The following is a 22,847-nucleotide window of genomic DNA, read 5'->3' as shown; positions in this document are numbered from 1 at the left end:
GTGTTTTTATTTTACAAAAAAGGGTGATGAATATGCTAAATTTTAATAAATCCGCAGTTAATACATACGATAATACTTTTAAGCAACGTTTAAAAAGTTGGTTAACAGTTATGGGGCCAGGTTTAATTATAATGTTGGCAGATACCGATGCTGGCTGTCTAATCACAGCGGCACAGTCAGGCAGTAGCTTTGGATATTCAATGGTTTTACCACAAATTTTATTAATTCCAATTTTATTTATGGTTCAAGAGATTACAGTTAGGTTAGGTATTATTACTCAAAAGGGCCATGGTGAACTTATTCGAGATTATTTTGGCAAAGGTTGGGCCTATTTATCAGCCGGAACGCTATTAATTTCAATCATGGGGGCTTTGTTAACTGAATTTATCGGAGTTATCGGCGTAGGCGAATTATTTGGAATTTCAAAATGGTTTACAGTAACTATAACTGCACTATTTTTAATTGCGATTGCTTTGACTGGAAACTATCGACGAGTAGAGAAGATTGGGGTTACTTTAGGATTATTTGAGTTAACCTTTATTATTGGACTGTTTATGGTTCATCCATCAGTACATGAGATATATCAAGGAATGAAATCAATGCCTTTACATAATAACTCATACGTTTATTTACTAGCTGCGAATGTAGGAGCAGTAATTATGCCATGGATGATTTTTTATCAACAAAGTGCGGTCGTGGATAAACACTTGAAACCTAACATGATTCGTAAAGAACAAGGTGATACGCTGATAGGAACTTTTATTACCCAAGGAATTATGATTGGTTTTGTAGTATTATTTGCAGCAACTGTGTTTAAAGATAACACTAACTCAACTGAAGAAACGGTCTTTAATCTCGTTAATTCATTGTCTAGTTACATTGGTTGGGATGCAGCACGCCTGATATTAGGTTCTAGTTTGCTAGGTGGGGCCTTAGTAGCCGCTTTAGTAGTTGCGCTTGCGGGAGCTTGGGGCATTACTGAAACTTTGAAATGGCGTCATAGTCTAAATGAAAAACTTAATAAGCATAATTTTGGATTTTATACGATGTATATTTTAATTATTGTAGTTAGTGCTTTTACGTCTTTACTAGGTAAAAATATTGTTTCAATTTCGATTACAGTTGAGGTTATTAATGCACTAATGATTCCAATTGTTTTGGGATTTTTACTAATTTTAGAAGCAAAAGCTTTACCAGATAAATATCGGATGCATGGGATTTATCGTTGGGTAGTTATTGGATTATCCCTTGTTGTGATGGCATTTGGATTATATATGGTGGGTCCTATGATTGGGATTTGGTAAAAGTGAGAGCTTTATAATTGACATTTATTAATAAATTAATTATAGTTATGATACTAAATTAGTTGAGGGAGGATTATCACATGATGAAAACTATGTTTAACCAATGCGAATGTTGTTGTCAAATGTACGTTAGCACGAATGTGGTAACCCTTTTAAGGTGCGATTCTTTATAAGATTAATTTGACAATGATTTAATCTGTGAAGATTTCATGATAAAAGAGTCACTGCTTTCAAGCTAGCGGATACGTTAGTCTGAAAGTGGTGGCTCTTTTTTAACTATTAGTACAATATATATATTTTAGGAGTGAAAGAAATTGAAGATACGTAATATATTAGGCTTATCAGCAGTTGCAGTTGCTTTAGGAGTGGGTTTAACTGCTTGTGGTTCTAAAAATAATAGTCAATCTAGTAATGATGCTAAGACACAGACTTTGAATTTAGCAGCCAGTACCAGGCTAGATACTATTGATATTTCTAAAGCGGGTGGCTATGGATCAACCGGAAACGTTTATGAAAGTTTTTATCGCTTGGGTGAAAAAGGTAGTATAACCCCCGGTTTAGCTACTAAGGGTTATAGTAGTAAAGACGGTAAAACATGGACTTTTAAATTAAGGGATGCCAAATTTAGTGATGGTAGTCCAATTACCGCTAACGACTTTGTATACTCATGGCGTCGAACAGTTACCCCTAGCACTAAAGCACAATATGCTTACTTATTCAATGCAGTTAAAAACGGGGATGCCATTCGTTCTGGTAAGATGAATCCAGATAAATTAGGGATTGAAGCCGTTGATAAACATACGGTTAAAATTCATTTAACTAAGCCAGTCGCATACTTTAAGACTTTAATGGCTTATCCTTTATTTGGACCACAAAGTGAAGCAGCGGTTAAAAAATACGGTGATAAATACGGTACTAATTCTAAATATATGGTTTATTCTGGACCTTTTAAGATGATTAACTGGAACGGAACTGGTGATAAATGGGCATATGTTAAAAATAATCAATACTGGGATAAAAAAGTAGTTAAATTAAACCGGATTAATTACAGTTTAGTTAGCAACCCAGCAACAAGCCTAAACCTATACAACCAGGGTAGTATTGATATTACTCCATTAGCAACTGATCAATTAAAGAATTATCAAAATGATCCAAACTTAAAAGATTACTCATATTCAATGATTTCATATTTAAGATACAACTTTAATGATAAGGATGCTCAAAAGAAAGCTATTATCAATAATGATAATATTCGTCGTGCTATTTCATTATCAATTAATCGTTCAGTGTTATCACAAAAGGTACTATATTTGAAATCAGACCCAATTACTGGTTTTGTACCTAAAGGTTTAGCTCGTGACCCTGAGACAGGGAAAGATTTTGCTGACCAACAAGGTGTTAAAGACACACTAGATTATAATCCTAAGTTAGCTAAACAATTATGGAACAAAGGATTAAAGGAATTAGGGGTTAAAAATATATCACTTAACTTGTTAACTAGTAATGAAAATGCTAATTCCACTGTAGCTACTCAATACTTGAAAGAACAATTAGAAAGTAACTTGTCTGGCTTAACTTTAAACCTTACAAGTGTACCATCTAAAATTGCTAGTCAACGTGAACAAAGTGGCGATTTTGACATCAGTTTAGACACTTGGGGTGGTGACTTTAATGACCCAATTACTTTCTTACAAATTCCACAACGTGGGACTTCTTATAACTATGGTAAATATGACAGTAAGAAATACAATGATTTAGTTAACAAAGCTGAAAACGTTGATTCTAATGATGCCGGTAAGCGTTGGCAAGATTTAGTAAACGCAAGTAAGGAACTAAATCTTACACAAGGGGTTTCACCACTGTTCCAAGATGACACTTACTACTTGAAACAACCAAAGGTAGAAGGTGTTATTCATAATACTGCCGGAACACAATGGAGCTATAAATACACTTACATTAAATAGTGTTAGCAAAAAGACCATTTACAACTACTGTAAATGGTCTTTTATTATTTCTTTTGGAAAGCATTATATAATATAATTCCAATAGCTATAAAGATTATTAAAGCTATATATTTTAATAACAAATTATTTGAATCGCTTGTTTTAATCAAAATATATAATGTGGTTAAAATTAAGACAATCAATATTGAAATAGTGACTCTATTCATGAAATTTCCTTTTTAGCGTATTTTATTAATTTGTTGGTACTCTTTATCAGTTAACTTAACATAAAAATCAATGTATGAGTGCGAGCTTTTAGAGGTCAGCTTAGCATATTTATTTTTGTAAGTAGTTATTGATAGTGCTGAATCACTATTGACATTAACTACACGATACCTAAATTCTTTTTGGGCTTTTTTCGGTAAACTTGCATCACTTTTGAGATTATTGTTTACCTGTTGGTTAATAAAATTAGTTAAAAAATTAACGTTATTTTTATTATAATCTTTTTTTACTAAATCCGATTTAGCATTATAAATGTTAATATAATTGCCCTTGCTGAGTCGGTTTACTCTTTTAAAACTCGTAATTCCAAATATTATTAAAATAATAACGATTAACGCTGTTAATTTGACTTTCATATTCGTAACAAACCTCCATTATTTGATTTAAATTATAAAGGTTTATGCGATATATTTCTAGTTTTTGATTAGAAAGTTTATAATAATTACATAAAATAAGTAAAGTGAGGTTATTATTTTGCGTATTAATGTATTGCAACACACTCCTAATGAGGGCCCTGGTTCAATTAAATTATGGGCAGAAAATCATAATCATTCAATGTTTGTTTACCATCCCTATCAATTTGGTATTTTACCTAGCATTGATGAAACAGATATGTTAGTTATTTTAGGCGGACCGATGAGTCCTAATGATGATTCAGATTGGGTACGCAAAGAGCGTGACTTGATTTTAGCAGCTATTCAAAAAGATATTCCTATATTTGGAGCTTGTTTTGGAGCTCAACAAATTGCTAAAACACTAGGGTATCGTGTTACTAAGGGACCGGTTAAAGAAGTTGGCTGGGCACCGGTATACTTACAAAGTGATGTAATTAAAGATATTCCTAAGCAGTTAACTGCATTACATTGGCACGAAGAAATGTTTGAAGTACCACATCAAGCACAACTATTGTTTTCTAGCGACCACCTTATCAATCAAGGTTTTGTCATGAATCATCGAATTATCGGATTACAATTTCATTTTGAGCCCACGGAAAATGATGTTCGCGAAATTGTTGTAAATGATGGAAGTTATGCTAGGGACAATGTTTTAGGACAAAGTGCTGATGATATACTTTCACATTCGGTACCTGCTGAAAATAAAGCGGTTATGTATAAACTATTGGATTACATTAACGCTTAACAATTATTTTACCCAACTTTTACAATCAATTAATGTGCTAACGTTATAATGAACTTGTAATTTAAATTCTTTTAAATTATATTGGTTGCGTTTATAATGTGGGACACCATGATAGAAAAGGTGGGGATAACTATGAAGTTAGATAAAAATAAACGTGCTTCATTGATGAAAGTCATCATAGCTATATCGTTAGTGGGGATGGTTCAACTAATGCTAGCGATAATGGTTGGTACCTATGTTAATGACAAATTATCAGCTACAACACTTTCGATACTAATAGCGGTGATTGCCCTACCATTCTATAGACGCAGTTTAAAATTAAACTAAAAATTAAAGCGGTAACGATTAGGTTGCCGCTTTTTGTTTTATTTAATTAGCACGTAAATTATTTTTAATAAAATGAAATTAGTATGGTATGGATTTCTAATCATTTAAATTCAGAGCTGTTTTTTGTTTGTTTTTTTATTTTATCGTTAATTAACATATTATCAATAACATCCTGCATATTTAAACTATTTAGTTTAGAATATGCGGCATTCTGAGCTTCTGTGTAATATTTCTTTAGTATATCCTGTATGTTTCTCCCCACTATACATAATGGATTTGTATCTTTATCTATCTTAAATAAATCAGCATAGCCTTCAGTAGCCATAAATACATCAAAAAGAGATATATTTTTGGGTTCACCATTAATTGACGGTTGTTTATTTTCATCATTAACAATAATATTAGCTTTCCTTAATTTAATAATTAAACGTCTTACTACAACTGGTGATGTATTAATAGATATTGCTATCACACTACTTGTTATTTTTATATCTTTGTACACCTCAATAAAAGCTAACAGATGTATAGAATCGCTAAATTTTGTAGAAACTCTCATTTTTAACCTCCTGTAACTTCAAAAGTTACATATATTTTACACTATTTTGTTTATATATTTGTAATATTAGCTTTTTTTCTAGAAAAAATTTTTTTATGATACTAGAATTACCAAGTAATATAAATTAAGTTTGGGAAGTGAAAATAAATTGATTGGTTTTTATAATATTTCAAAAAAATATAATAATCAAGTAATTGTGCATAATTTGAATTTTAATATAAAAAGTGGCGAATTTTTTGTATTGATAGGGCCTAGTGGGAGTGGAAAGACTACAATATTAAATATGATTAATCGTTTAGTAGAGCCCACGAATGGTAGAATATGCATTGACTTGAAAGATAATAAAGATTACGACTTGAAAAAACTACGTTACAGTATTGGGTATGTTTTACAGTCATATGAATTGTTTCCAAATATGAATATTGCACAAAATACAGGTATTAAGCTTAGATATTCTGGGATGGGTCTTAAAAGCCGCAAAATCAAAGTGAAACATTTATTAGATGAAGTCGGACTATATTATGAGAAATATGCTAATAAGATGCCCTCTCAGTTGTCAGGAGGAGAACAACAAAGAGTTGCTATAGCTAGAGCACTGTCTACGGGTAATAGTATTGTATTAATGGACGAGCCATTTAGTGCTTTAGACCCTATATCAAGAAATAAAATGCAGGAATTAATTCTTAAACTTCATAAAAAATATAAAATAACCATAGTCTTTGTAACTCATGATATGAATGAAGCTGTTAAATTAGGTGATAGAATTGCTATCGTTTATAATGGCAATTTACAACAAGTTAATACAGCTGAAGTTATAATTAATAACCCTAAAAATAAATTTGTATCATCGTTTTTTGAAAACTATTATTAAAATCTTTAAATTAGTTTATTTATAATAATATTTATTAAAAGGAACTGTCTATGGAATCAATAAAAAATTTTTTAGTCAATCAACATCACGAAATTATTTTGGCAATAAAAGAACATATTATTATGTCTATAACAGCTATTGTGATTGCAACTTTTATTTCTATATTTTTAGCTTGCTTATTAATAAATCATAAGAAAGTTAGTCAAATTATCTTGAACTTATTTGGAGTTGTACAAACAATCCCTAGCTTAGCTATTCTAGGAATTTTGATTCCTATCGTAGGAATAGGAAGTAAACCATCCATAATAGCTTTAGTAGTTTATGCAATTATGCCTGTATTCCAAAATGCTTATACTGGCTTAAATAATATTGACCCTAAACTACTTGTTTCTGCAAAATCTTTGGGACTTTCAGAAACTTTTCAACTTTTTCATATAAAATTGCCATTAGCATACAAAGATATTTTAGCCGGTATAAGAGTTTCAACTGTTATGACTGTTGGTGCTGCAACTTTAGCCTCTTTTGTTGGAGGTGGTGGGTTAGGTACTTTTATTATGTCTGGAATACAAACCAATAACAATTCAGAAATAATAGTTGGAGCAACTATATCAGCGTTACTAACGTTGCTATTTTCATTTTTAATTAATTTAATTAGTAAAATTTCACATAAAATGGTTATTTTAACTTCTATCTCAGTATTACTAATCGTTTCTTCTTTAACATTGTATAATAATTTTTCTAGTAAAAAAACCATAACCATAGCAGGTAAAATGGGGAGTGAACCAGAAATAATAATTAATATGTATAAGCAATTAATTCAAAATTCCAATAACATTGATGTTGTTTTAAAACCAAATTTTGGTGGAACGTCTTTTTTATACAATGCATTAAGAAATCATAGTATTGATATTTACCCTGAATTTACTGGTACAGTTATAAAAGATGTTCTAAAAACTAATGAAAATATTCCTAAGAATCCGCTTTCTTATTATTTAAAATCAAAAAATGAATTAAAAAAAAGATACGATTTAGTTTATTTAAAGCCTATGAAATATCAAAATAGATATTGCTTGGCGATAAATAAACAAGACGCATCATTTTATAATATTAAAACAATATCTGATTTAAAAAACAGTAGTTTAACAGCTGGGTTTGATCCCGATTTTATGAAAGAATATACTAGCAATAAGGGGTTAAGAAAAACATATAATCTTAAGTTTAGAAAAGTTGTATCTATGGATGCTGGCTTGAAGTATAAAGCTCTGAACAAAAAAGAGATAAGCATAACTGACGCTTACACTACAGACTCGCAACTGAGGAGCAAAAATGTTTTAGTTTTAAAAGATGATAAAAACTTTTTTCCGCCTTATCAAGGAGCACCTCTAGTTAGAAATGATTTCTATAATAAAAACTATAAAATAGTAAAGAGCTTAAAAGTATTGCAAAATAAAATAACAAACAAAGACATGATTAGAATGAATTATTTGGTTAATACAAAGCATCAAAAAGCAAGTGATGTTGCTAGAAAATATTTGTTAAGAAAAAAACTTATAAGAAATTAGGTGTTTTATATGAAAGCAGTTGTTGTTAACAAACCAGGATGTTCTGATGTTTTAGAGCTTAAGGATGTTCCAATTCCTAAAATAAAAAAAGGTTGGTCAATAATTAAGGTTAAAGGTTTTGGAATCAATAGGTCTGAAATATTTACTAGAGAGGGGAAGTCACCGAGTGTATCGTTTCCGATAATTTTAGGTATTGAAGTTGCTGGCATAATATATAAAACTACTGATGAGTTATCACTTCCTGTAGGTAAAAAGGTTATTTCTATCATGGGAGAGATGGGTCGTGAGTTTAATGGAAGTTATGCTCAGTATGTCTTAATTCCTAATAATCAAATATATACAATAAAAACTAAGTTAAATTGGGAAGATTTATCTGCAGTTCCAGAAACATATTACACGGCATATGGATCATTAAAAAGTCTAAATTTACAAAATGGAGATAATCTTTTAATCCGGGGAGGAACCAGTGGTGTCGGTGTAGCTGCAATTAATTTAGCCAAATCATCCAGTAAGCTCATAAATATTACAGCCACGACAAGATTTATGAAAAAGAGAGAACTTTTAATTGGTTCTGGAGCAAAAAAAGTTGTTTTAGATCACAATTATCAACTCCAGACAAAAAATAAGTACGATAAAATTTTAGATTTAATAGGACCTAAAACTATATTTGATTCTTTTATACATTTAGACAAAAAAGGTATATTATCGCAAACTGGAGAACTGGGTAATCAGTGGAATATTGAACGATTTGACCCAATTTTTGATATTCCTAATGATAAATATCTAACAAGTTTTTATTCTGGGGACGTTGATACCAACTTATTGCAAGGAATGTTTGACTTTATTGATGAACATAGTGTTAGTGTTAAGCCCAATAAAGTTTTTAAATTGAATCAAATAAAAGAGGCCCACGACTATTTATCTAGCAAAAAAAGCTTTGGCAAAGTAGTAATTTCATTTTTATAGAATTTTAATCGTATTGATACACTTTTGTATAAAAGTTTGCCTTCTTTGTGCGGTATCCTTAGCTTTATCCATGCTACCTAAGATAAGTACATTTTTAACTTTTATACCACAGTATCCTAAGACTAACTTTTTCCATCTAAAAACTAAATTAAGCCCTAGTTTGTAGAATAAGGATGGAGCGTGGCTGGACATAAAGATGTCGGCAGTCTTACCTTTTAAAAGCTTAATTTGCTTGCCACTATCTTTATCGTATTTATATGCGAAACCAGGGGTAAAAACTCGATCGATTAGTCCCTTTAAGATGGCTGGTTCAGCAGACCACCAGACCGGAAAGAAAAATACCAAATGGTCAGCTTGTTGAATTAGCTGTTGGACCCTTTTAGGATATGTTTCGTCTGACATGTGTTGTCGATAGCCGTATTGTAAAACTGGATTAAAATCACTTTGACTGAGATCTACTATGGTTACTGTATTACCTTGTTGTTTAGCTTTTTTATAATAAGCTAGGGCGTTTTGACGTGTAAAAGATTTAGAATCGGGATGCCCTTGAATAACTAAAATGTTCATAATTAAGTTACCTCTTAATTTTTAAATTTATTGTTTTGAAATAATTCACTATAAAACACGGATTTACGAATGGTGGTTGTTAACTTCTTTGAATAATAGTCAGCTGATGCAGAGCCGCTAATTAGCTCACCATTGGCTTCGAAAGTATCTTGAACATTACGAATGGACATCATTTCAGTTGATGGCATTACAAAAGCACCTAATTTTGACAACACAGTTGATAGTTCTAAACCACCAAATTGACCAGCACGCATATTATTTGAGTAGGAGATAATAAAAGCAGCTTTTCCACTAATTTGATTAGATAAATAATCTAGAGCATTTTTTAAAATAGCTGGAAATGAGTGATTATATTCAGGAGTTAAAAAAATGTAGCCATCGGCATCTTCCATATCATTAATCCATTGTTGTTCGTTATCAGGTAGCTGACGATTTTTATTAGCCATTGGAGGAATTGATTCATAGAAGAATGGTAATTGATAATCTTGTAACTTTATAAAGTTAAATTGTGCTCCGGTTAAGTTTTCGTATGCACTAACATTTTCTTCTAAAAAGTTAATTACGTTTTTTCCAAGCGCAGTTTGTCTAGAGCTGCCCAGGATAATATTAATTTTAGTCATATACTGTTACTCCTTTAATTCGTATTATTTATTCAGTTGAATACAAAGTTATTATAGTTTAAAATGTATATATGTCAAATATTTATTCACTTGAATAAAAAAGGAGTAGAGAATTTGCCAGATGTTAAACACCTAAAACAAGCCCTTGATAATTTAATTAATCAAGACAGTCAGCAAGACCATGAAAAAGCATGGTTAATTGAGCATATGGATAATGAAAATGCTAGAAACGTAATTAATAAATTAAGTACCCGTGATTTACATGTGATTGCTGAAATTTATCAATCGCAACCAATGCAAGTTAAAAGATTACCCGACAAACTAAAACTATCACAACCGACGATTTCACGTGCCATTAATAAATTAGCCGGGATGAATGTATTATCACGCTATAAAGCCACACATAACGGTAAAGAAATCATTGTTAATTTAACTAGCTTAGGTAATAAAATTGCTGAAATTCATGCACAATTAGAACTTCATATTAATCATAGATTAACGCAGGCTTTAGCTAAATATTCATCTGAAGAGATTAATCAAGTAACTGAAGTCTTACAGAAGTTAAGTAAAGTTTAATTTATCTTAAAATATATTTAGCAATTTTTGAGATACTTCTCCATTGTAGTAATAAGTATGTTATTATCTTTCTTATTAATTGATTATTTCAATTAGGGGGAGATTATTTTATTTATGGGTTATTTTAATATCATTTTGATTGGCTTAATAGTTCCAATAATTATGGAAATATTATTAAACATTGCCAACTTTAAGTATAAGAAACGTTTCACGCTATTGGGCAGTCTAATTAGACTTATTTTAATGGCAATATCACTGGCGGTGTTGGCTTATATTCCATTTTTATTAGTTAACATTACAGGAATCATTTGTTTTGCTAGTATCTTTTTTACCGCTATATTCTATGTATTACCATTCGTGTTACTAGATCTAGCTAAAAAGACGAGCATCAGTGATAAGTTAGCTAATTTTCGTTATAAGCTGTTCGGGACAGTTTTTGGACTAAGTATTTTACTGTCATTCGTAATCTTAGCAGCAACTGCATTATCACCAATGACTAGTTATAATTCATTGACCACGCAAACTGCACATACCGAAGATGTACCGACTATGAAAAAAGACGAAACACCAGTGGCTATTTCAACGGATACAGCCCGCTCAGAAATGCGTAAGGCAATGAGTGACATTGATAATTCACAGTACTATGTATTGAATGACAATATCCAAGCACAATACTACAAGGGTAAACCAGTATACATTGCTGGAATTGACTTTAAAGGCTTTATGCAATATAACAAGATGCACGAATTACCAGGATATTTTATGATTAGTGCAACTGATCCAGACGCACAACCGCAATTCATCAAAAAGCCAATTAAGTATGCGCCAAGCTTTTGGTTTAATCACAAATCAGACCGAGCTATTGCGCGTCAAAGTTTGGGTTACAAGGAACTAAGTGATGGTGAACAATTAGAGATTGACGATAATGGAACTCCTTACTATGTAGATACACTTTACAAAAAGGGGAACATTAATGGTCGTGTAAACTACAAACAAGTTAAAATTGCTGTATTGAACGCCGAAACCGGTAAGTCTACTTTATATAAACCGCAAGATGCGCCTAAATTTATTGATGAAGGTTTTACTTCTGACGTGGCTTCTGGAATGAATGATATATATGGTAAATATAATCATGGCTTTTGGAATACTACTATTTTTGGTGCTAAGCAAGGGGTAGCTAAACCTACGCATAACGGAACTGAAGACGGTGTTACTAGTATGTTCGATAAAAATGGTCGAATTCAATATGTTGAAGATTATACCAGTAGTGATTCTAGTAAATCAGCTATTGGGTATTCAACTACTGATGCTCGTACTGGTAAAATTACGTACTATAAATTACAAAACGTAATGGATTCGGATTCGGCAACTGATAATGCGAATGAAAATTATCGAGCTCAAAAATGGCAAGCTAAAATGCCAATTTTATACAATGTTTATGGACATCCTACTTGGGTTATGAGCATTTTAGATAACACCAATACACTACGTGGATATTACTATTTAGACGCTGCTAATCAGAACTTATACGCTAATAGTTCAACTGCTAATGCTACTTTAGCTGCCTTTCGACAAGCTTTAATTACTAAGGCTGGGACGAACGGGAACCATAACTCGATGAACTATAAAAAGTATCAAGGAGTTGTGGACCGGATGGCTATTGTAAATGATGGTTCAAAGTCAGTAGTTGAGTTTATGTTAAAAGGCAATAAAACTATTTTTACTGCTAATCCAGCTCAGAATAACCGCACCGCTTTAATTCGACCAGGTGATAAGGTTGAATTTAAAGCTAGTGTAGTGGAAGATGAATCCAATGGTAGCGTAACTGAATTTAAGGCTAACTTTTAAATAACTAAAGAACCGTATTTACTTACGGTTCTTTTATTATGGATTCATTATTGCCTTTTTGATTATATGTGGATATACTCAATGATAATACTGGTGGGAGAGTGATAAAATGGATGATAAGTTAGATGTTTCATCAGGGATGAGGGATGCATTACCAACGGTTTTTGGATATATTGGAATTGGGTTAGCCTTTGGAATTGTAGCAAAGGCAGCTGGTTTGAATGTACTATTAGTTGCATTAGTTTCCATTATTACATATGCTGGCTCTGCGCAATTTATATTAGTTAGTATGTTAGCATCTGGGAATGCAATGCTTGGAATTGTTCTAGCAGTTTTTTTAGTAAACTCTAGAATGATTTTAATGAGTATGACAGTAGCACCATTTTTAAAGCAAGAATCGATGCTAAAAAATATTTTAGTAGGTAGTTTGTTAACTGATGAAAGTTTTGCTTTAAGTATGAGTAAAGTTAACTATACTAACAAGATTTTAAATTTTTCCTGGTTAAATACGGCTAATATTGTTTCATATTGTACATGGGTATTATCTTCAATATTAGGAGCATTATTAGGTGGATTTATAACTAATCCAGATAAGTTAGGTCTGAATTTTGCTTTAGTAGCTATGTTCATTGGATTATTATATTTACAAATGATTGGTGATAAAGAGCTTCCATTCAAACTACAACTGATAGTTGTTTTGATAGTGTTAGGATTAGTTTACTTAGGGTTAATTTTTATCCCCAGTAATTTATTAATTATTGCAGTAACTATTGTGGGATGCTCATTAGGGATGGTGATTAAACATGCCTTCTTTTAACTTTATAGTGACCACAATTATAGCTAGTGGGGTGGTTACTTTTTTATCACGTGTGTTACCGTTTATTTTACTTAAAAAATTTAAACTTTCTAACAAGGTAGTAGAGTTTTTAAGCTTTGTTCCAATCGTAATTATGTCAGCGCTATGGTTTGAGAATTTGTTTCATCAAAGGCTGGGTCAACTACCTTTAATAGATTACAATAATCTATTAGCCACATTCCCAACAATTGTAAGTGCAATATTAACACGCAGCTTATTAGTAGTCGTAATCGTTGGTGTTATATCTTTAGCGATAGTACAGATCATTTTTTAAAAATAAAAAAACCTATCAACAAAATATTTGATAGGTTTTTTTCGTATATTATTTTATGATTGTTACAACATCAGACAAGTTCATTCGATTACCTTCAATTTTATTAATCGGATTACCTTCATCTCGGAAACCTAATCCAATACCCAATAAGAAAGCCCGATTTTGAACATTTAAATGTTCACGTAAACGATCAGGGTATTTTATAAATTCAAATGCAGGCATTGAATCAATGCCTTTGTCTTGAGCAGCAATCATTAATGCTTCTCCCATAGCACCAGCATCGTATAATGACCATTCTGTATAGTTACTAGGTAATGTGATATAAGCGACAGCAGGAGCATCAAATAGATTATTAGCCTGAATTTGCTTCATGTTATCAAATTCATTACCAAACATTTCTAAATCTGATTTACGTTTATTACTCATATTATTTTGAGATTCAATATCCCAGTCTTTAATGGGCGTGAATTTTATATCAGATTTAGTGTGGATGTCAGGATTTTCATTAAGGTTTTTGTGCTCTTTACGAATTTGATTTAACTTATCCCCCTTAGCAATCACAATTCTAGAAGGTTGGGAATTAATCCAAGAAGGTGACTTTTGAGCTGCTTTTACGATTTCTAATAAATCTTCATCGCTAGGAACTTTTTCATTAAAAGCTCTAATTGATTTACGATGATTGATGGCGCTAATTGCATCCATAAATAAATTCTCCTCTCCATGTTTACTTACTAAAATATAGTACAAGATAATTCAGGATACTTCAAATACCTAGTTTTGTACGTTGTTACTTTAACAAATGGACTTGATAAATTAGAAATATATGATAACATTAAAATAATCTTAATTATGAGGTGGATTATTAATGAGTATCAAAGCAAAATTACTAAAAGGAACGGCAATTGTTGCATTGATTGCACCGTTAACACTAAGTACAGTTGGATTAAGCAATGCTAATGCTAAAAATGTGTCTCAAACAAAAGAACAAAAAGTAGTTGTTAACAAAATTTCTAATAAGATGTATGATGCTGTAACCGTAATGAGCTTAGACTTATTACCAACAGTTAGAGATTACCAACCTACAACCGAACAGGGTAAAAAAACTAGAGACATAATGTTACAAATGTTAGACTTAAATACTTCTAAAGAGAAGTTCAAAAAAGACTTTAAAAAAGCTTTTAAACAAGGTATGAAAAATAACCAACAAGCTCAAAAAGTGTCAACTAAAGCTTTAAATCGTGAATTAAAAGCAATGTACAAGGCATTTACTCAAGTTAAACCATCTGATTTAAATAATTTAACACAACAAGCTAAACGTTGGTTACTGGTAATTTTAGAAGTTAATGACGGTAAAACAACCATAACTTTACCACCATTACAAAAATAATTTAAAAAAGACGTTTTTATAACGTTTTTTTATTTTGTCTTAAATAAATTAAAAGGCTTTTATATAATGATATACTTGAAAATTGGAGGTGAAATTTATGTTTAGTCAAAAATATGATTTAAGATTTCTGAAAGCGATTTTTATATACTTTATTATGTCTTTAGTTATTCTAACTATAGATATTAAAATAGCTGGTAGTAACTCTTATGTATATATAGCTATATTATCAGTTTGGTTCCTGGGAGTATTAATATATGAATTAAAGCATATTAAGTCTTATCTTAGTGAACAATGGCAAGCATTTAAGCAAAATAAGCTGAAATATATAATAGCAATAGCATTATTTTATATAATTTTGCAAATAGCTGTCATGATAGCTGGTAAGATTTTTAATGGATTTGCACCAGCACATAACCCATATCCTAGCTATGGTTTCCCAGTTGAGACTTGGATAGGATTAATAATGTCTATATATGTAGGAGTTGTTAACTTAGGAGTTGCCTTTGTTGAGGAACTAGCTTTTAGACATGAAATGATGTACCGTTTTGGAAGTAACAAATCTCTAATGATATTGTCCGTTGTCATATCAAGTTTGTTATTTGGATTTTCTCACTACTACAATTTCAGTGGAAGTCTGATTGCATCACTTTCTTATGCAGTAGCTGGGGTTGTTTTATCTATTGCCTATATAGTAAGTAAAAACATATGGGTTCCTATAATTACTCACATGCTATTTAATGGAATAGCAGTAGTTTCTACAGTTATATTGATAGTATTTAAAATTATTGGAACTATTTAACTTATTGAATAAAAAATCGGCTAACTCTAAGTTAGTCGATTTTTTGTTTTTTTCTAATTAGTGATTTCACTTAAATCTAAGTTTAAAGCCTTTGCTACTCTAGTTCCGTAGTCGTGGTCTGCTTGATAAAATTGTTTAGTTTCTAAAACCTTATTTTCATGACTATTAATTGAACCTAAAGTGCTTTTTATAGTTTCAATTAAACGTTGTTTTTCATCTTCTGAATAAACATTATATAGAGCACCCGCTTGAGAGTAATAATCATTGGCGTAAGTGTTATAGTTGCCAGCATTTCCACTAATATCAAAGGGGGCAGTTTTAGCTGATGAGTCTTCCACAGGACCATTTTGACTATTTGGTTCGTAATTTACAGAACCATCTTGACCTTGGGACATAAAACCATCTCTAGAATAATTTTTGACATTATTTTTAGGACGATTAATGGGTAGCTTCTCATAATTAGCACCTAGACGATAACGTTCAGCATCTTTATAAGCAAATAAGCGACCTTGAAGCAATTTATCAGGTGAAGCCTCAATACCGGGAACTAAGTTTGCAGGCGAAAAAGCAGCTTCTTCAACATCATCAAAATAGTTATCAGGATTTTGATTTAAAACAAACTCTCCAACCTCTTGCAAAGGATAATCCTTATGAGATACTGTCTTAGTTACATCAAAAATATCATCTTTATAGTTTAATCCATCTTTAAATGGAATTATTTGCACACAAACTTTCCATTTGGGGAAATCGCCTTGTTTAATGCGATCATACAAGTCTTGGATTAAATAATCAGGGTTAGATGAAGCAGTCTTTGTAGCTTGTTCTTCAGTCATATTTTTGACGCCTTGTTCTGAGATGAAGTGGTATTTAACCCAAAATTGTTCGCCTTTTTCATTAACCCACTTAAATGTATGTGAACCATAGCCATTCATATTGGCATAGCTAGCTGGATTACCACGGTCACCCATTAAGTAAGTAACTTGATGTACAGATTCAGGAGAATGAGCCCAGAAATCCCATTGCATATCTTGAGAACGTAAGTGTGAATCAGGTTCGCGTTTTTGCGAATGAATAAAGTCAGGAAATTTTAGCGGATCATTAATAAAGAAAATAGGAGTATTGTTACCAACAATATCATAATTACCTTCATTAGTGTAAAATTTCAAGGCAAATCCACGGACATCACGTAAAGTATCAGGGTATCCTAATTCTCCAGCAACTTCTGAAAAACGAACAATCATATCCGTTTTTTTATTATTACCGTTGAAAATGTCAGCCTTGGTATACTTACTCATATCATGAGTTAATGTAAAAATACCTTTAGCACCAGCACCTTTAGCATGTACAACTCTTTCAGGAATACGTTCACGGTTAAATTGAGCAAGCTTTTCAATTAGTTGATAATCTTGCATAAGTACAGGACCACGATTGCCAGCAGTTAGTGAGTGATTATTGTCAGCCCATGGTTGTCCTTCGTTAGTAGTTAACTTATCAGACATAAAATTACTTCTTTCTTTAATTATATTCCAATAAATTATATCTGATATATCTTTTATATTAAAGGATTTAGCTCACACTGAAAGTTTTTATAACACAAAATCACTTAATTGATTATTAACTTCTTCATCTGAAATTCCAATATAACGTTTGGTGATTGATGGGTTACTGTGATTAAGTACTTGCATAACCATTGCAATGCTATTGGTTTTTTTATAAAAATGATACCCAAAAGTTTTACGCATAGTATGCGTTCCTAAATCATGTCGTCCCATTTGAAATTCAACGCGTCGAATAACTTTATAAAATCCATTTACAGTAATATGTTGGGAAACATTATGCTTTCTAGAAGGAAACAGATAATCATCAGGTGATGTAAAATCTTGATGTCTAATATATAAATTCAACTCTTTGGCGATATTGTTTAAATTAACTTGACGTTTTTTACCAGTTTTTTGTTCATATATATAAGGGGTTTTATCATGTAAGACTGTTCCAACTTTGAGTTGTACGATATCGCTACACCGTAACCCGGTATTAATGCCTACCATAAAGATCATTAAATCTCGTTCGCCGAAATGCCCCTTACTTAAAAACTTTTTAACATTTGCGATGTCTTCTTTGGTTCTTAATGGTTGTACATCAGTTATTAATAGCTTTTTGTTCTTGCGATTGTTTATCATATTAATGACTCCGATACTTATTATTAAAGCTAAGTATACCATATTTAATTCCTATTTTTATTTAAATAACAACATTTTTAGGAATTCAATAAGAAATTCATAAACTTTTCTAACTTTACTATTTCGTTGATATATCAGCCTTTTGAATTCCTTGTTTTAGGCAAAAGTAGGAATTCAAACTTATAATTATATTTCTAGCTAGTGTTTTGTAAATAAAATATTCTAAAATTTATAGGCGTTTTCTAACAACACGTTCAAAATTTTGATGAGTAATTGTATTAACATAAGCGTTTAAAAGCGCGATGATTTTTTAGCCTAATTACTAGCTATGAATGAACCATTGGAATATTATTAAGTCAGTTAATAGGGGGGACAATTATGAATGAAGATATTTTATTTAATCCAGGTAATGCAATTGTTTCAGATATAAATCCAAATGATATTATTCGTACCGCACAAATTACTGCAGATAAGCGTCAACAAAAAGATACTTTGGTAATGGTTAAAGATCATAATAATAATGAACACTTTTTATTTGAGATGCGCGATCAATTAGGAGACAGTGACAAAGATAAAGCAAAAGCATATAAAATCGAAAGAAAATTCTGAGCATTGACGAATAGCATGAAATGAGTCATGCTATTTTTTTATTTATTTTTTATTTTGTTAAAGTAACAAATGACATTTTAACTAAATAAAAAAGAACTCGTTTAAGAGTTCTTTTAACAATTATTTATTTTCTTTATCTTGAGCTGCTTGCGCCAAAATATTTAAATAATTAAACGGACGGTCGAAGTTTGGCTGGAATAGCATATCAACCATAGCTAAATCGTCAATTGTGTTTTTGTTTTGAATACATACAGATAAAACGTTTGCAGATTGTGAAACGTCATGTTTACTCATTAATGCTCCACCTAGTATACGACGCGTATCTGGATCATATACTAATGACATTAATACTTCTTCAGTTGTTGGCATAAATTCAGGACGATAATTATCTTTAATAACTACTTGATGTGCCCGCACATTATCGTCTTCTGCCATTTTCATGGTTAAACCAGTCGAAACAATTGTATGACCGTATAGTTCTAAACCAGACGATGACTGAGTTCCCATATATTTTGTAGTTGGTTTTTCGATATTATTACCTACTAAAATTCCTTGACGTACGGCATTTGTAGCTAATGGAATATAAGCAGATGTATTAGTTGGATTATAGTGAACTGCAACACTGTCACCAGCTCCAAATATATCTGGATCAGAGCTTTGCATGTACTCATTAGTAATGATAGCACCGTTAGGCATCATATCTACCTTCCCTTTGAGTAAATCCGTGTTAGGCTTAAATCCTACACATAAAATGGCCATATCTACAACTGTATTCCCTTTGTTAGTAGTAATAGTCAATTCATCATCACCAGTAAAGCTTTGCACCCGTTCACCTAAATTAAGCTTTACACCATGTTCCAAATAGCTCTCTTCAATTTTATCAGTAAAGGATTTATCAAAGTACTTATGCATAACACGGTCATTAGTATCAATTAAAGTAACATCATGGCCATGGTTAGAATAAGCTTCAACTAACTCTGCTCCAATATAACCACCACCAACAATAGCTACACGTTTGTTATCTTTAGCAATCTTAAATAACTTTTGAGCATCATACCAATTTTTACAAAAATGAACTCGTTTATTATCGGCGCCTTTAATTGGTGGCAAAACAGGTAGTGAACCGGTGGTCATAACTAACTTGTCGTAACTATCTGTAAAGACTTTATCTTTTTTAATATCTTTGACTTCAACTTTTTTATTTTTATTATCAATTGAAACTACACTGTGTAACATTTTAACATTAGCACCTAGCGTGCTTAACTCTTGTGGATTTGAATAGAATAACCCTTTAGGGTCAGCAACTTTTCCATCTAAATATAAAGCAATTCCGCAAGATAAGAAGGAGATGTTGTCATTTCTTTCATAAACAGTAACTTCAGCATCTGGATGCTCTTTTAAAATTTGTTTTACTGCAAAAGTACCAGCATGGGTACATCCAATAACAATAATTTTCATATTCTTAACTCCTTTGTATAATGTGCAAATTATTTTTAACACATTAGTTTACAAACATAATTATAAACTTTGTGAAAAAAAACACAATTATTTAACGCGAAGTTAAGTAAAATTTTAGATATGTTAAAATTGCTTTATAAATATATAATTAGGGGAATGCTATATTCATAAAATTTTAGATATATTAAAGAATACAATTATAGAATGGTTAATTGTAGTAATTATAGCAGGAATGTTTTCGGCTATTCTATTACCGTTATTACATTACATTGGACATGTTAATTTCCCATGGCTTAATTTTAGCAAAGTTTTTGAATCGATAGTGGGACTGTTTATATTCTTTTTAATTACTAATATGTTCAACTCCTCTAATAATAAGTAAAATTATAATCCAAACATTTGCAATTATTGTTAATAGGAATAACATTATGCTTATGGAAGTGATTTTATGAAAATTGGATTTATCGGAACAGGTGTTATGGGTAATGGTATGATAGCTAATTTAATTAAAGCTGGGTACCAAGTTAGTGTCTTTAACCGCACCAAAGCTCATGCTGAATACGCAATGGGATTAGGGGCCAATTGGATAGATACGCCTAAACAAGTTGCACAGGAAAATGACGTAATAATCACTATGGTCGGGACTCCCCAAAATGTTGCAGATATTTATTTTGGTGACAATGGAATTATGAACGGTGCTAGTGAAGGTAAAGTATTAATTGATTCCACAACAAGTAAACCTAGTTTAGACAAAAAGATTTACGAAGTAGCTAAAGATAATGGCATCAGTGCTTTAGATGCTCCTGTATCAGGCGGTGATGTCGGTGCTAAAAATGGTACGCTTACCATTATGGTAGGCGGTAATCGTGAAACTTTTGAAAACGTAATGCCCATATTTAAATCAATGGGACAGCAAATTAATTTCTTCGGACCCGCTGGTAGCGGTCAACACACCAAAATGGCAAATCAAATCATGATTGCCGGTACGATGACTGGAATGACCGAAATGCTTGAGTATGGTAAAGCAGCCGGCTTAGATTTAGATAAGTTAGTCAACATTGTGGAAAATGGAAGCGCTGGAAACTGGAGTTTGAAAAACTATGCACCTAGAGTGTTAAAGGACGATTTTAAACCCGGCTTTGCTGCTAAACATTTCTTAAAAGATTTGAGAATTGCTCTAGAATGTGCTCAAGAGATGAACATTCAACTACCATCAACTAAATTAGCCAAAAAACTGTATGAAAAAATGGTTGATCAGATGCATTTAGGAAATGATGGAACTCAAGGACTTATAAAAGTATATAAATAGTAAAAAATTCACCTATGTATTAGGTGAATTTTTTTACTATAAAGGTTGATGAATCATTTTTACGTGTGGAGTGGAAGCAAAAATAAATGAGTCGCCTTGCGATGTAAAGCCAGCTTTAGCATAGAATTTTTCCACTTGCTGTTGTGCTTCTATTTCAATTAATTTGTTAGGGAAATACTGCTTAATAGCTTTCATTATGTTGTCCAAAAGTTGTTTCCCTAAGCCTTCTCCACGGTGCTTAGAACTAGCTACGACTCTTCCAAAAGTTACGTGTACATCTTCTTCCATAATACGTGCGTACGCTATAATTTCATCGTCTTTTTCATAGAAAATATGCTTTGCTTTTAAATCATGCGCATCCAGTTCCTGATAGATACGCTTTTGCTCGACAATAAATGTTTCAATCCTTAAATGCATAATTTTGTAAAATTCTTCTATACTTAAATCATTAAAATTTTTAATTTTCCACATAATAATCACTCCTTAAATAGTATTGAATTTATATTAGATATACTATTATAAAAACTATTTTGTTCCTGCTCGCTCAAATTACTTAACATCGAAATAATTTGCTCGTTTGATTCATTGTTTAACCTTTTGCTAACTGATATACCTTTTTCAGTTAGCGCCAAATTAACTGCACGCAAATCTGATTTTGATTGAACCTTATTAAGCATCTGCTTTTTAACTAAACTATTAACCGTCCGACTAACATAGCTTTTATCCAAGTTTAATTGGTTAACCAAATCCTTAGGTGTTTTAAAATGATTTAAATATATTTCTAACAATAGACGAGCTTCAGACCATTTTAAACCAGTCTCAAATATATTCTTATTCATAATGCCTAATTTATTAGTATATTGACGGTTAAATTGGCGGATTTTTTCTAACTCTTTTTGATTTAGCAAACAATCACTTCTTCCTTTGTTTAATAAAGTATAGCATTTAGTTGACATTGTCAACTAAATGCTTAAAAATAAACCATCTTATTAAGATAAGATAGTTTATTAAGCATCAAGCGTTACTTTTGGAAAAGACAGCACAACCCAATGCGATTATTAAAACAACCATCCCAAACAGATAAGTTACAATGGGGGAAACCACATTGTATAAAACTCCAACCGTTATAGTACCAGCTGGAACCGCAATCATGGCCATACTAGTAATAGTGCCGCTCACTGTAGCTAACATATCTGGTTCAGTCATCTCAATAATTAAAGCATTAATTTTAGCATTAGCCTTACTAACAAAAAACGCACCTAGAAAGAGCATCACAAGCAATATCCAATAATTTTTTAGCAGTGCAAAGTTTACGAAAATCAAAATAAGTAGTATTGTTTCAAACACTGTAGTTACTTTAAATGATAATTGATCAATGAGCTTAAAATTAGTAACACCGCCCAGAACTGT

At 31.5% G+C, this 22,847-nt stretch carries 26 protein-coding genes; 15 read left to right on the top strand and 11 right to left on the bottom strand.

Features of this window, described 5'->3' with window-relative positions:
* Positions 1-32 precede the first annotated feature (32 nt).
* Both FD06_RS06760 and FD06_RS06755 read left to right on the top strand, forming a co-directional pair.
* The gene (locus FD06_RS06760) at positions 33-1,304 is read left to right on the top strand and encodes an NRAMP family divalent metal transporter (RefSeq protein WP_237757244.1); all 1,272 of its coding nucleotides are present in this window, start codon (positions 33-35) and stop codon (positions 1,302-1,304) included.
* A 329-nt stretch (positions 1,305-1,633) separates the two neighbouring features.
* A complete protein-coding gene (locus FD06_RS06755) occupies positions 1,634-3,268 on the top strand; it encodes a peptide ABC transporter substrate-binding protein (protein WP_420834755.1) in 1,635 nt (544 codons plus the stop codon).
* Positions 3,269-3,486: 218 nt separating this feature from the next.
* Here FD06_RS06755 and FD06_RS06750 read toward each other — a convergent pair whose 3' ends face one another.
* Positions 3,487-3,888: a hypothetical protein gene (locus tag FD06_RS06750; protein WP_054658135.1), complete on the bottom strand. Its 402-nt coding sequence runs from the start codon at positions 3,886-3,888 to the stop codon at positions 3,487-3,489.
* 118 nt (positions 3,889-4,006) lie between these two features.
* On the opposite strand from FD06_RS06750, the gene FD06_RS06745 reads away from it, so the two are divergent.
* Together FD06_RS06745 and FD06_RS06740 are read left to right on the top strand one after the other, a co-directional pair.
* Positions 4,007-4,672 (top strand): type 1 glutamine amidotransferase, encoded by a 666-nt coding sequence (locus FD06_RS06745; protein WP_054658133.1) that lies wholly within the window; start codon positions 4,007-4,009, stop codon positions 4,670-4,672.
* 132 nt (positions 4,673-4,804) lie between these two features.
* Positions 4,805-4,999: a hypothetical protein gene (locus FD06_RS06740; RefSeq protein ID WP_054658131.1), complete on the top strand. Its 195-nt coding sequence runs from the start codon at positions 4,805-4,807 to the stop codon at positions 4,997-4,999.
* Positions 5,000-5,099: 100 nt separating this feature from the next.
* On the opposite strand, the gene FD06_RS06735 is transcribed toward FD06_RS06740, so the two are convergent.
* The gene (locus FD06_RS06735; protein WP_056966975.1) at positions 5,100-5,555 is read right to left on the bottom strand and encodes an Rrf2 family transcriptional regulator; all 456 of its coding nucleotides are present in this window, start codon (positions 5,553-5,555) and stop codon (positions 5,100-5,102) included.
* A 148-nt stretch (positions 5,556-5,703) separates the two neighbouring features.
* On the opposite strand from FD06_RS06735, the gene FD06_RS06730 reads away from it, so the two are divergent.
* Genes FD06_RS06730 through FD06_RS06720 form a run of 3 tightly spaced genes read left to right on the top strand, consistent with a single transcriptional unit; the run spans position 5,704 to position 8,954 of the window.
* Positions 5,704-6,426, top strand: coding sequence for an ATP-binding cassette domain-containing protein (locus FD06_RS06730; protein WP_056966973.1), 723 nt, complete (start codon positions 5,704-5,706; stop codon positions 6,424-6,426).
* 50 nt (positions 6,427-6,476) lie between these two features.
* Positions 6,477-7,988: an ABC transporter permease/substrate-binding protein gene (locus tag FD06_RS06725; RefSeq protein WP_056966971.1), complete on the top strand. Its 1,512-nt coding sequence runs from the start codon at positions 6,477-6,479 to the stop codon at positions 7,986-7,988.
* 9 nt (positions 7,989-7,997) lie between these two features.
* Entirely contained in the window at positions 7,998-8,954 is a 957-nt protein-coding gene (locus FD06_RS06720) for a zinc-binding dehydrogenase (protein ID WP_054658127.1), read from the top strand.
* Here the strand turns inward: FD06_RS06720 and FD06_RS06715 are convergent.
* Both FD06_RS06715 and FD06_RS06710 read right to left on the bottom strand, forming a co-directional pair.
* A complete protein-coding gene (locus tag FD06_RS06715) occupies positions 8,949-9,521 on the bottom strand; it encodes an NAD(P)H-dependent oxidoreductase (protein WP_056966968.1) in 573 nt (190 codons plus the stop codon). The genes FD06_RS06720 and FD06_RS06715 overlap by 6 nt on opposite strands.
* A 14-nt stretch (positions 9,522-9,535) precedes the next feature.
* Entirely contained in the window at positions 9,536-10,141 is a 606-nt protein-coding gene (locus FD06_RS06710) for an NADPH-dependent FMN reductase (RefSeq protein ID WP_056966966.1), read from the bottom strand.
* A 114-nt stretch (positions 10,142-10,255) separates the two neighbouring features.
* Between FD06_RS06710 and FD06_RS06705 the strand changes: the two genes are divergently transcribed.
* The 4 genes from FD06_RS06705 to FD06_RS06690 all read left to right on the top strand — a co-directional run bounded on the left by FD06_RS06705 (position 10,256) and on the right by FD06_RS06690 (position 13,695).
* Entirely contained in the window at positions 10,256-10,717 is a 462-nt protein-coding gene (locus FD06_RS06705; protein WP_054658124.1) for a MarR family transcriptional regulator, read from the top strand.
* 114 nt (positions 10,718-10,831) lie between these two features.
* Positions 10,832-12,565: a hypothetical protein gene (locus FD06_RS06700; protein WP_056966965.1), complete on the top strand. Its 1,734-nt coding sequence runs from the start codon at positions 10,832-10,834 to the stop codon at positions 12,563-12,565.
* A 109-nt stretch (positions 12,566-12,674) separates the two neighbouring features.
* Positions 12,675-13,382: an AzlC family ABC transporter permease gene (locus tag FD06_RS06695; RefSeq protein WP_056966963.1), complete on the top strand. Its 708-nt coding sequence runs from the start codon at positions 12,675-12,677 to the stop codon at positions 13,380-13,382.
* Positions 13,369-13,695: an AzlD domain-containing protein gene (locus FD06_RS06690; protein ID WP_056966961.1), complete on the top strand. Its 327-nt coding sequence runs from the start codon at positions 13,369-13,371 to the stop codon at positions 13,693-13,695. The genes FD06_RS06695 and FD06_RS06690 overlap by 14 nt, the downstream gene beginning before the upstream one ends.
* A 48-nt stretch (positions 13,696-13,743) precedes the next feature.
* On the opposite strand, the gene FD06_RS06685 is transcribed toward FD06_RS06690, so the two are convergent.
* Positions 13,744-14,397, bottom strand: coding sequence for a nitroreductase family protein (locus FD06_RS06685; protein ID WP_056966959.1), 654 nt, complete (start codon positions 14,395-14,397; stop codon positions 13,744-13,746).
* A 163-nt stretch (positions 14,398-14,560) separates the two neighbouring features.
* Here FD06_RS06685 and FD06_RS06680 point away from each other — a divergent pair, with 163 nt between their 5' ends.
* Entirely contained in the window at positions 14,561-15,082 is a 522-nt protein-coding gene (locus tag FD06_RS06680; RefSeq protein WP_056966957.1) for a hypothetical protein, read from the top strand.
* Between the two features lie 97 nt (positions 15,083-15,179).
* Positions 15,180-15,881, top strand: a complete 702-nt coding sequence (locus tag FD06_RS06675; RefSeq protein WP_054658112.1) for a CPBP family intramembrane glutamic endopeptidase — start codon at positions 15,180-15,182, stop codon at positions 15,879-15,881.
* Positions 15,882-15,934: 53 nt separating this feature from the next.
* Here the strand turns inward: FD06_RS06675 and FD06_RS06670 are convergent, their stop codons facing one another.
* Positions 15,935-17,380: a catalase gene (locus FD06_RS06670; protein WP_056966955.1), complete on the bottom strand. Its 1,446-nt coding sequence runs from the start codon at positions 17,378-17,380 to the stop codon at positions 15,935-15,937.
* Positions 17,381-17,467: 87 nt separating this feature from the next.
* Positions 17,468-18,061 (bottom strand): tyrosine-type recombinase/integrase, encoded by a 594-nt coding sequence (locus FD06_RS06665; protein ID WP_056966953.1) that lies wholly within the window; start codon positions 18,059-18,061, stop codon positions 17,468-17,470.
* Between the two features lie 378 nt (positions 18,062-18,439).
* Between FD06_RS06665 and FD06_RS06660 the strand changes: the two genes are divergently transcribed.
* Positions 18,440-18,670, top strand: coding sequence for a hypothetical protein (locus FD06_RS06660; protein ID WP_054658107.1), 231 nt, complete (start codon positions 18,440-18,442; stop codon positions 18,668-18,670).
* Positions 18,671-18,790: 120 nt separating this feature from the next.
* On the opposite strand, the gene FD06_RS06655 is transcribed toward FD06_RS06660, so the two are convergent.
* On the bottom strand, positions 18,791-20,128 hold the full coding sequence (locus FD06_RS06655) for an FAD-dependent oxidoreductase (RefSeq protein ID WP_056966951.1): 1,338 nt from the start codon (positions 20,126-20,128) through the stop codon (positions 18,791-18,793).
* Positions 20,129-20,576: 448 nt separating this feature from the next.
* Between FD06_RS06655 and FD06_RS06650 the strand changes: the two genes are divergently transcribed.
* Positions 20,577-21,437 carry an NAD(P)-dependent oxidoreductase gene (locus tag FD06_RS06650; RefSeq protein WP_056966950.1) on the top strand — a complete coding sequence of 287 codons (861 nt, stop codon included), beginning with the start codon at positions 20,577-20,579 and terminating at the stop codon, positions 21,435-21,437.
* Positions 21,438-21,473: 36 nt separating this feature from the next.
* Here the strand turns inward: FD06_RS06650 and FD06_RS06645 are convergent, their stop codons facing one another.
* From FD06_RS06645 to FD06_RS07685, 3 genes are all read right to left on the bottom strand, one after another.
* Positions 21,474-21,908, bottom strand: a complete 435-nt coding sequence (locus tag FD06_RS06645; RefSeq protein ID WP_054658105.1) for a GNAT family N-acetyltransferase — start codon at positions 21,906-21,908, stop codon at positions 21,474-21,476.
* Between the two features lie 5 nt (positions 21,909-21,913).
* Positions 21,914-22,345, bottom strand: coding sequence for a MarR family winged helix-turn-helix transcriptional regulator (locus tag FD06_RS06640; RefSeq protein ID WP_056966948.1), 432 nt, complete (start codon positions 22,343-22,345; stop codon positions 21,914-21,916).
* A gap of 106 nt (positions 22,346-22,451) precedes the next feature.
* Positions 22,452-22,847: MFS transporter (locus FD06_RS07685; protein WP_162256017.1), on the bottom strand; the 396-nt coding region annotated here is incomplete at its 5' end.

This window comes from Apilactobacillus ozensis DSM 23829 = JCM 17196, assembly GCF_001435995.1.
GTDB classification, from domain to species: Bacteria; Bacillota; Bacilli; order Lactobacillales; family Lactobacillaceae; genus Apilactobacillus; species Apilactobacillus ozensis.
Note: the sequence above shows the minus strand (reverse complement) of the source record. Positions and strands in the feature narration are given on the sequence as shown.

Coding starts and splice junctions, on each gene's coding strand:
- FD06_RS06685 (WP_056966959.1), bottom strand. CDS start 14,397: ATGGATGCAATTAGCGCCATCAATCATCGTAAATCAATTAGAGCTTTT.
- FD06_RS06715 (WP_056966968.1), bottom strand. CDS start 9,521: ATGAACATTTTAGTTATTCAAGGGCATCCCGATTCTAAATCTTTTACA.
- FD06_RS06680 (WP_056966957.1), top strand. CDS start 14,561: ATGAGTATCAAAGCAAAATTACTAAAAGGAACGGCAATTGTTGCATTG.
- FD06_RS06710 (WP_056966966.1), bottom strand. CDS start 10,141: ATGACTAAAATTAATATTATCCTGGGCAGCTCTAGACAAACTGCGCTT.
- FD06_RS06700 (WP_056966965.1), top strand. CDS start 10,832: ATGGGTTATTTTAATATCATTTTGATTGGCTTAATAGTTCCAATAATT.
- FD06_RS06670 (WP_056966955.1), bottom strand. CDS start 17,380: ATGTCTGATAAGTTAACTACTAACGAAGGACAACCATGGGCTGACAAT.
- FD06_RS06660 (WP_054658107.1), top strand. CDS start 18,440: ATGAATGAAGATATTTTATTTAATCCAGGTAATGCAATTGTTTCAGAT.
- FD06_RS06740 (WP_054658131.1), top strand. CDS start 4,805: ATGAAGTTAGATAAAAATAAACGTGCTTCATTGATGAAAGTCATCATA.
- FD06_RS06725 (WP_056966971.1), top strand. CDS start 6,477: ATGGAATCAATAAAAAATTTTTTAGTCAATCAACATCACGAAATTATT.
- FD06_RS06760 (WP_237757244.1), top strand. CDS start 33: ATGCTAAATTTTAATAAATCCGCAGTTAATACATACGATAATACTTTT.
- FD06_RS06645 (WP_054658105.1), bottom strand. CDS start 21,908: ATGTGGAAAATTAAAAATTTTAATGATTTAAGTATAGAAGAATTTTAC.
- FD06_RS06720 (WP_054658127.1), top strand. CDS start 7,998: ATGAAAGCAGTTGTTGTTAACAAACCAGGATGTTCTGATGTTTTAGAG.
- FD06_RS06750 (WP_054658135.1), bottom strand. CDS start 3,888: ATGAAAGTCAAATTAACAGCGTTAATCGTTATTATTTTAATAATATTT.
- FD06_RS06690 (WP_056966961.1), top strand. CDS start 13,369: ATGCCTTCTTTTAACTTTATAGTGACCACAATTATAGCTAGTGGGGTG.
- FD06_RS06650 (WP_056966950.1), top strand. CDS start 20,577: ATGAAAATTGGATTTATCGGAACAGGTGTTATGGGTAATGGTATGATA.
- FD06_RS06665 (WP_056966953.1), bottom strand. CDS start 18,061: ATGATAAACAATCGCAAGAACAAAAAGCTATTAATAACTGATGTACAA.
- FD06_RS06695 (WP_056966963.1), top strand. CDS start 12,675: ATGGATGATAAGTTAGATGTTTCATCAGGGATGAGGGATGCATTACCA.
- FD06_RS06735 (WP_056966975.1), bottom strand. CDS start 5,555: ATGAGAGTTTCTACAAAATTTAGCGATTCTATACATCTGTTAGCTTTT.
- FD06_RS06655 (WP_056966951.1), bottom strand. CDS start 20,128: ATGAAAATTATTGTTATTGGATGTACCCATGCTGGTACTTTTGCAGTA.
- FD06_RS06675 (WP_054658112.1), top strand. CDS start 15,180: ATGTTTAGTCAAAAATATGATTTAAGATTTCTGAAAGCGATTTTTATA.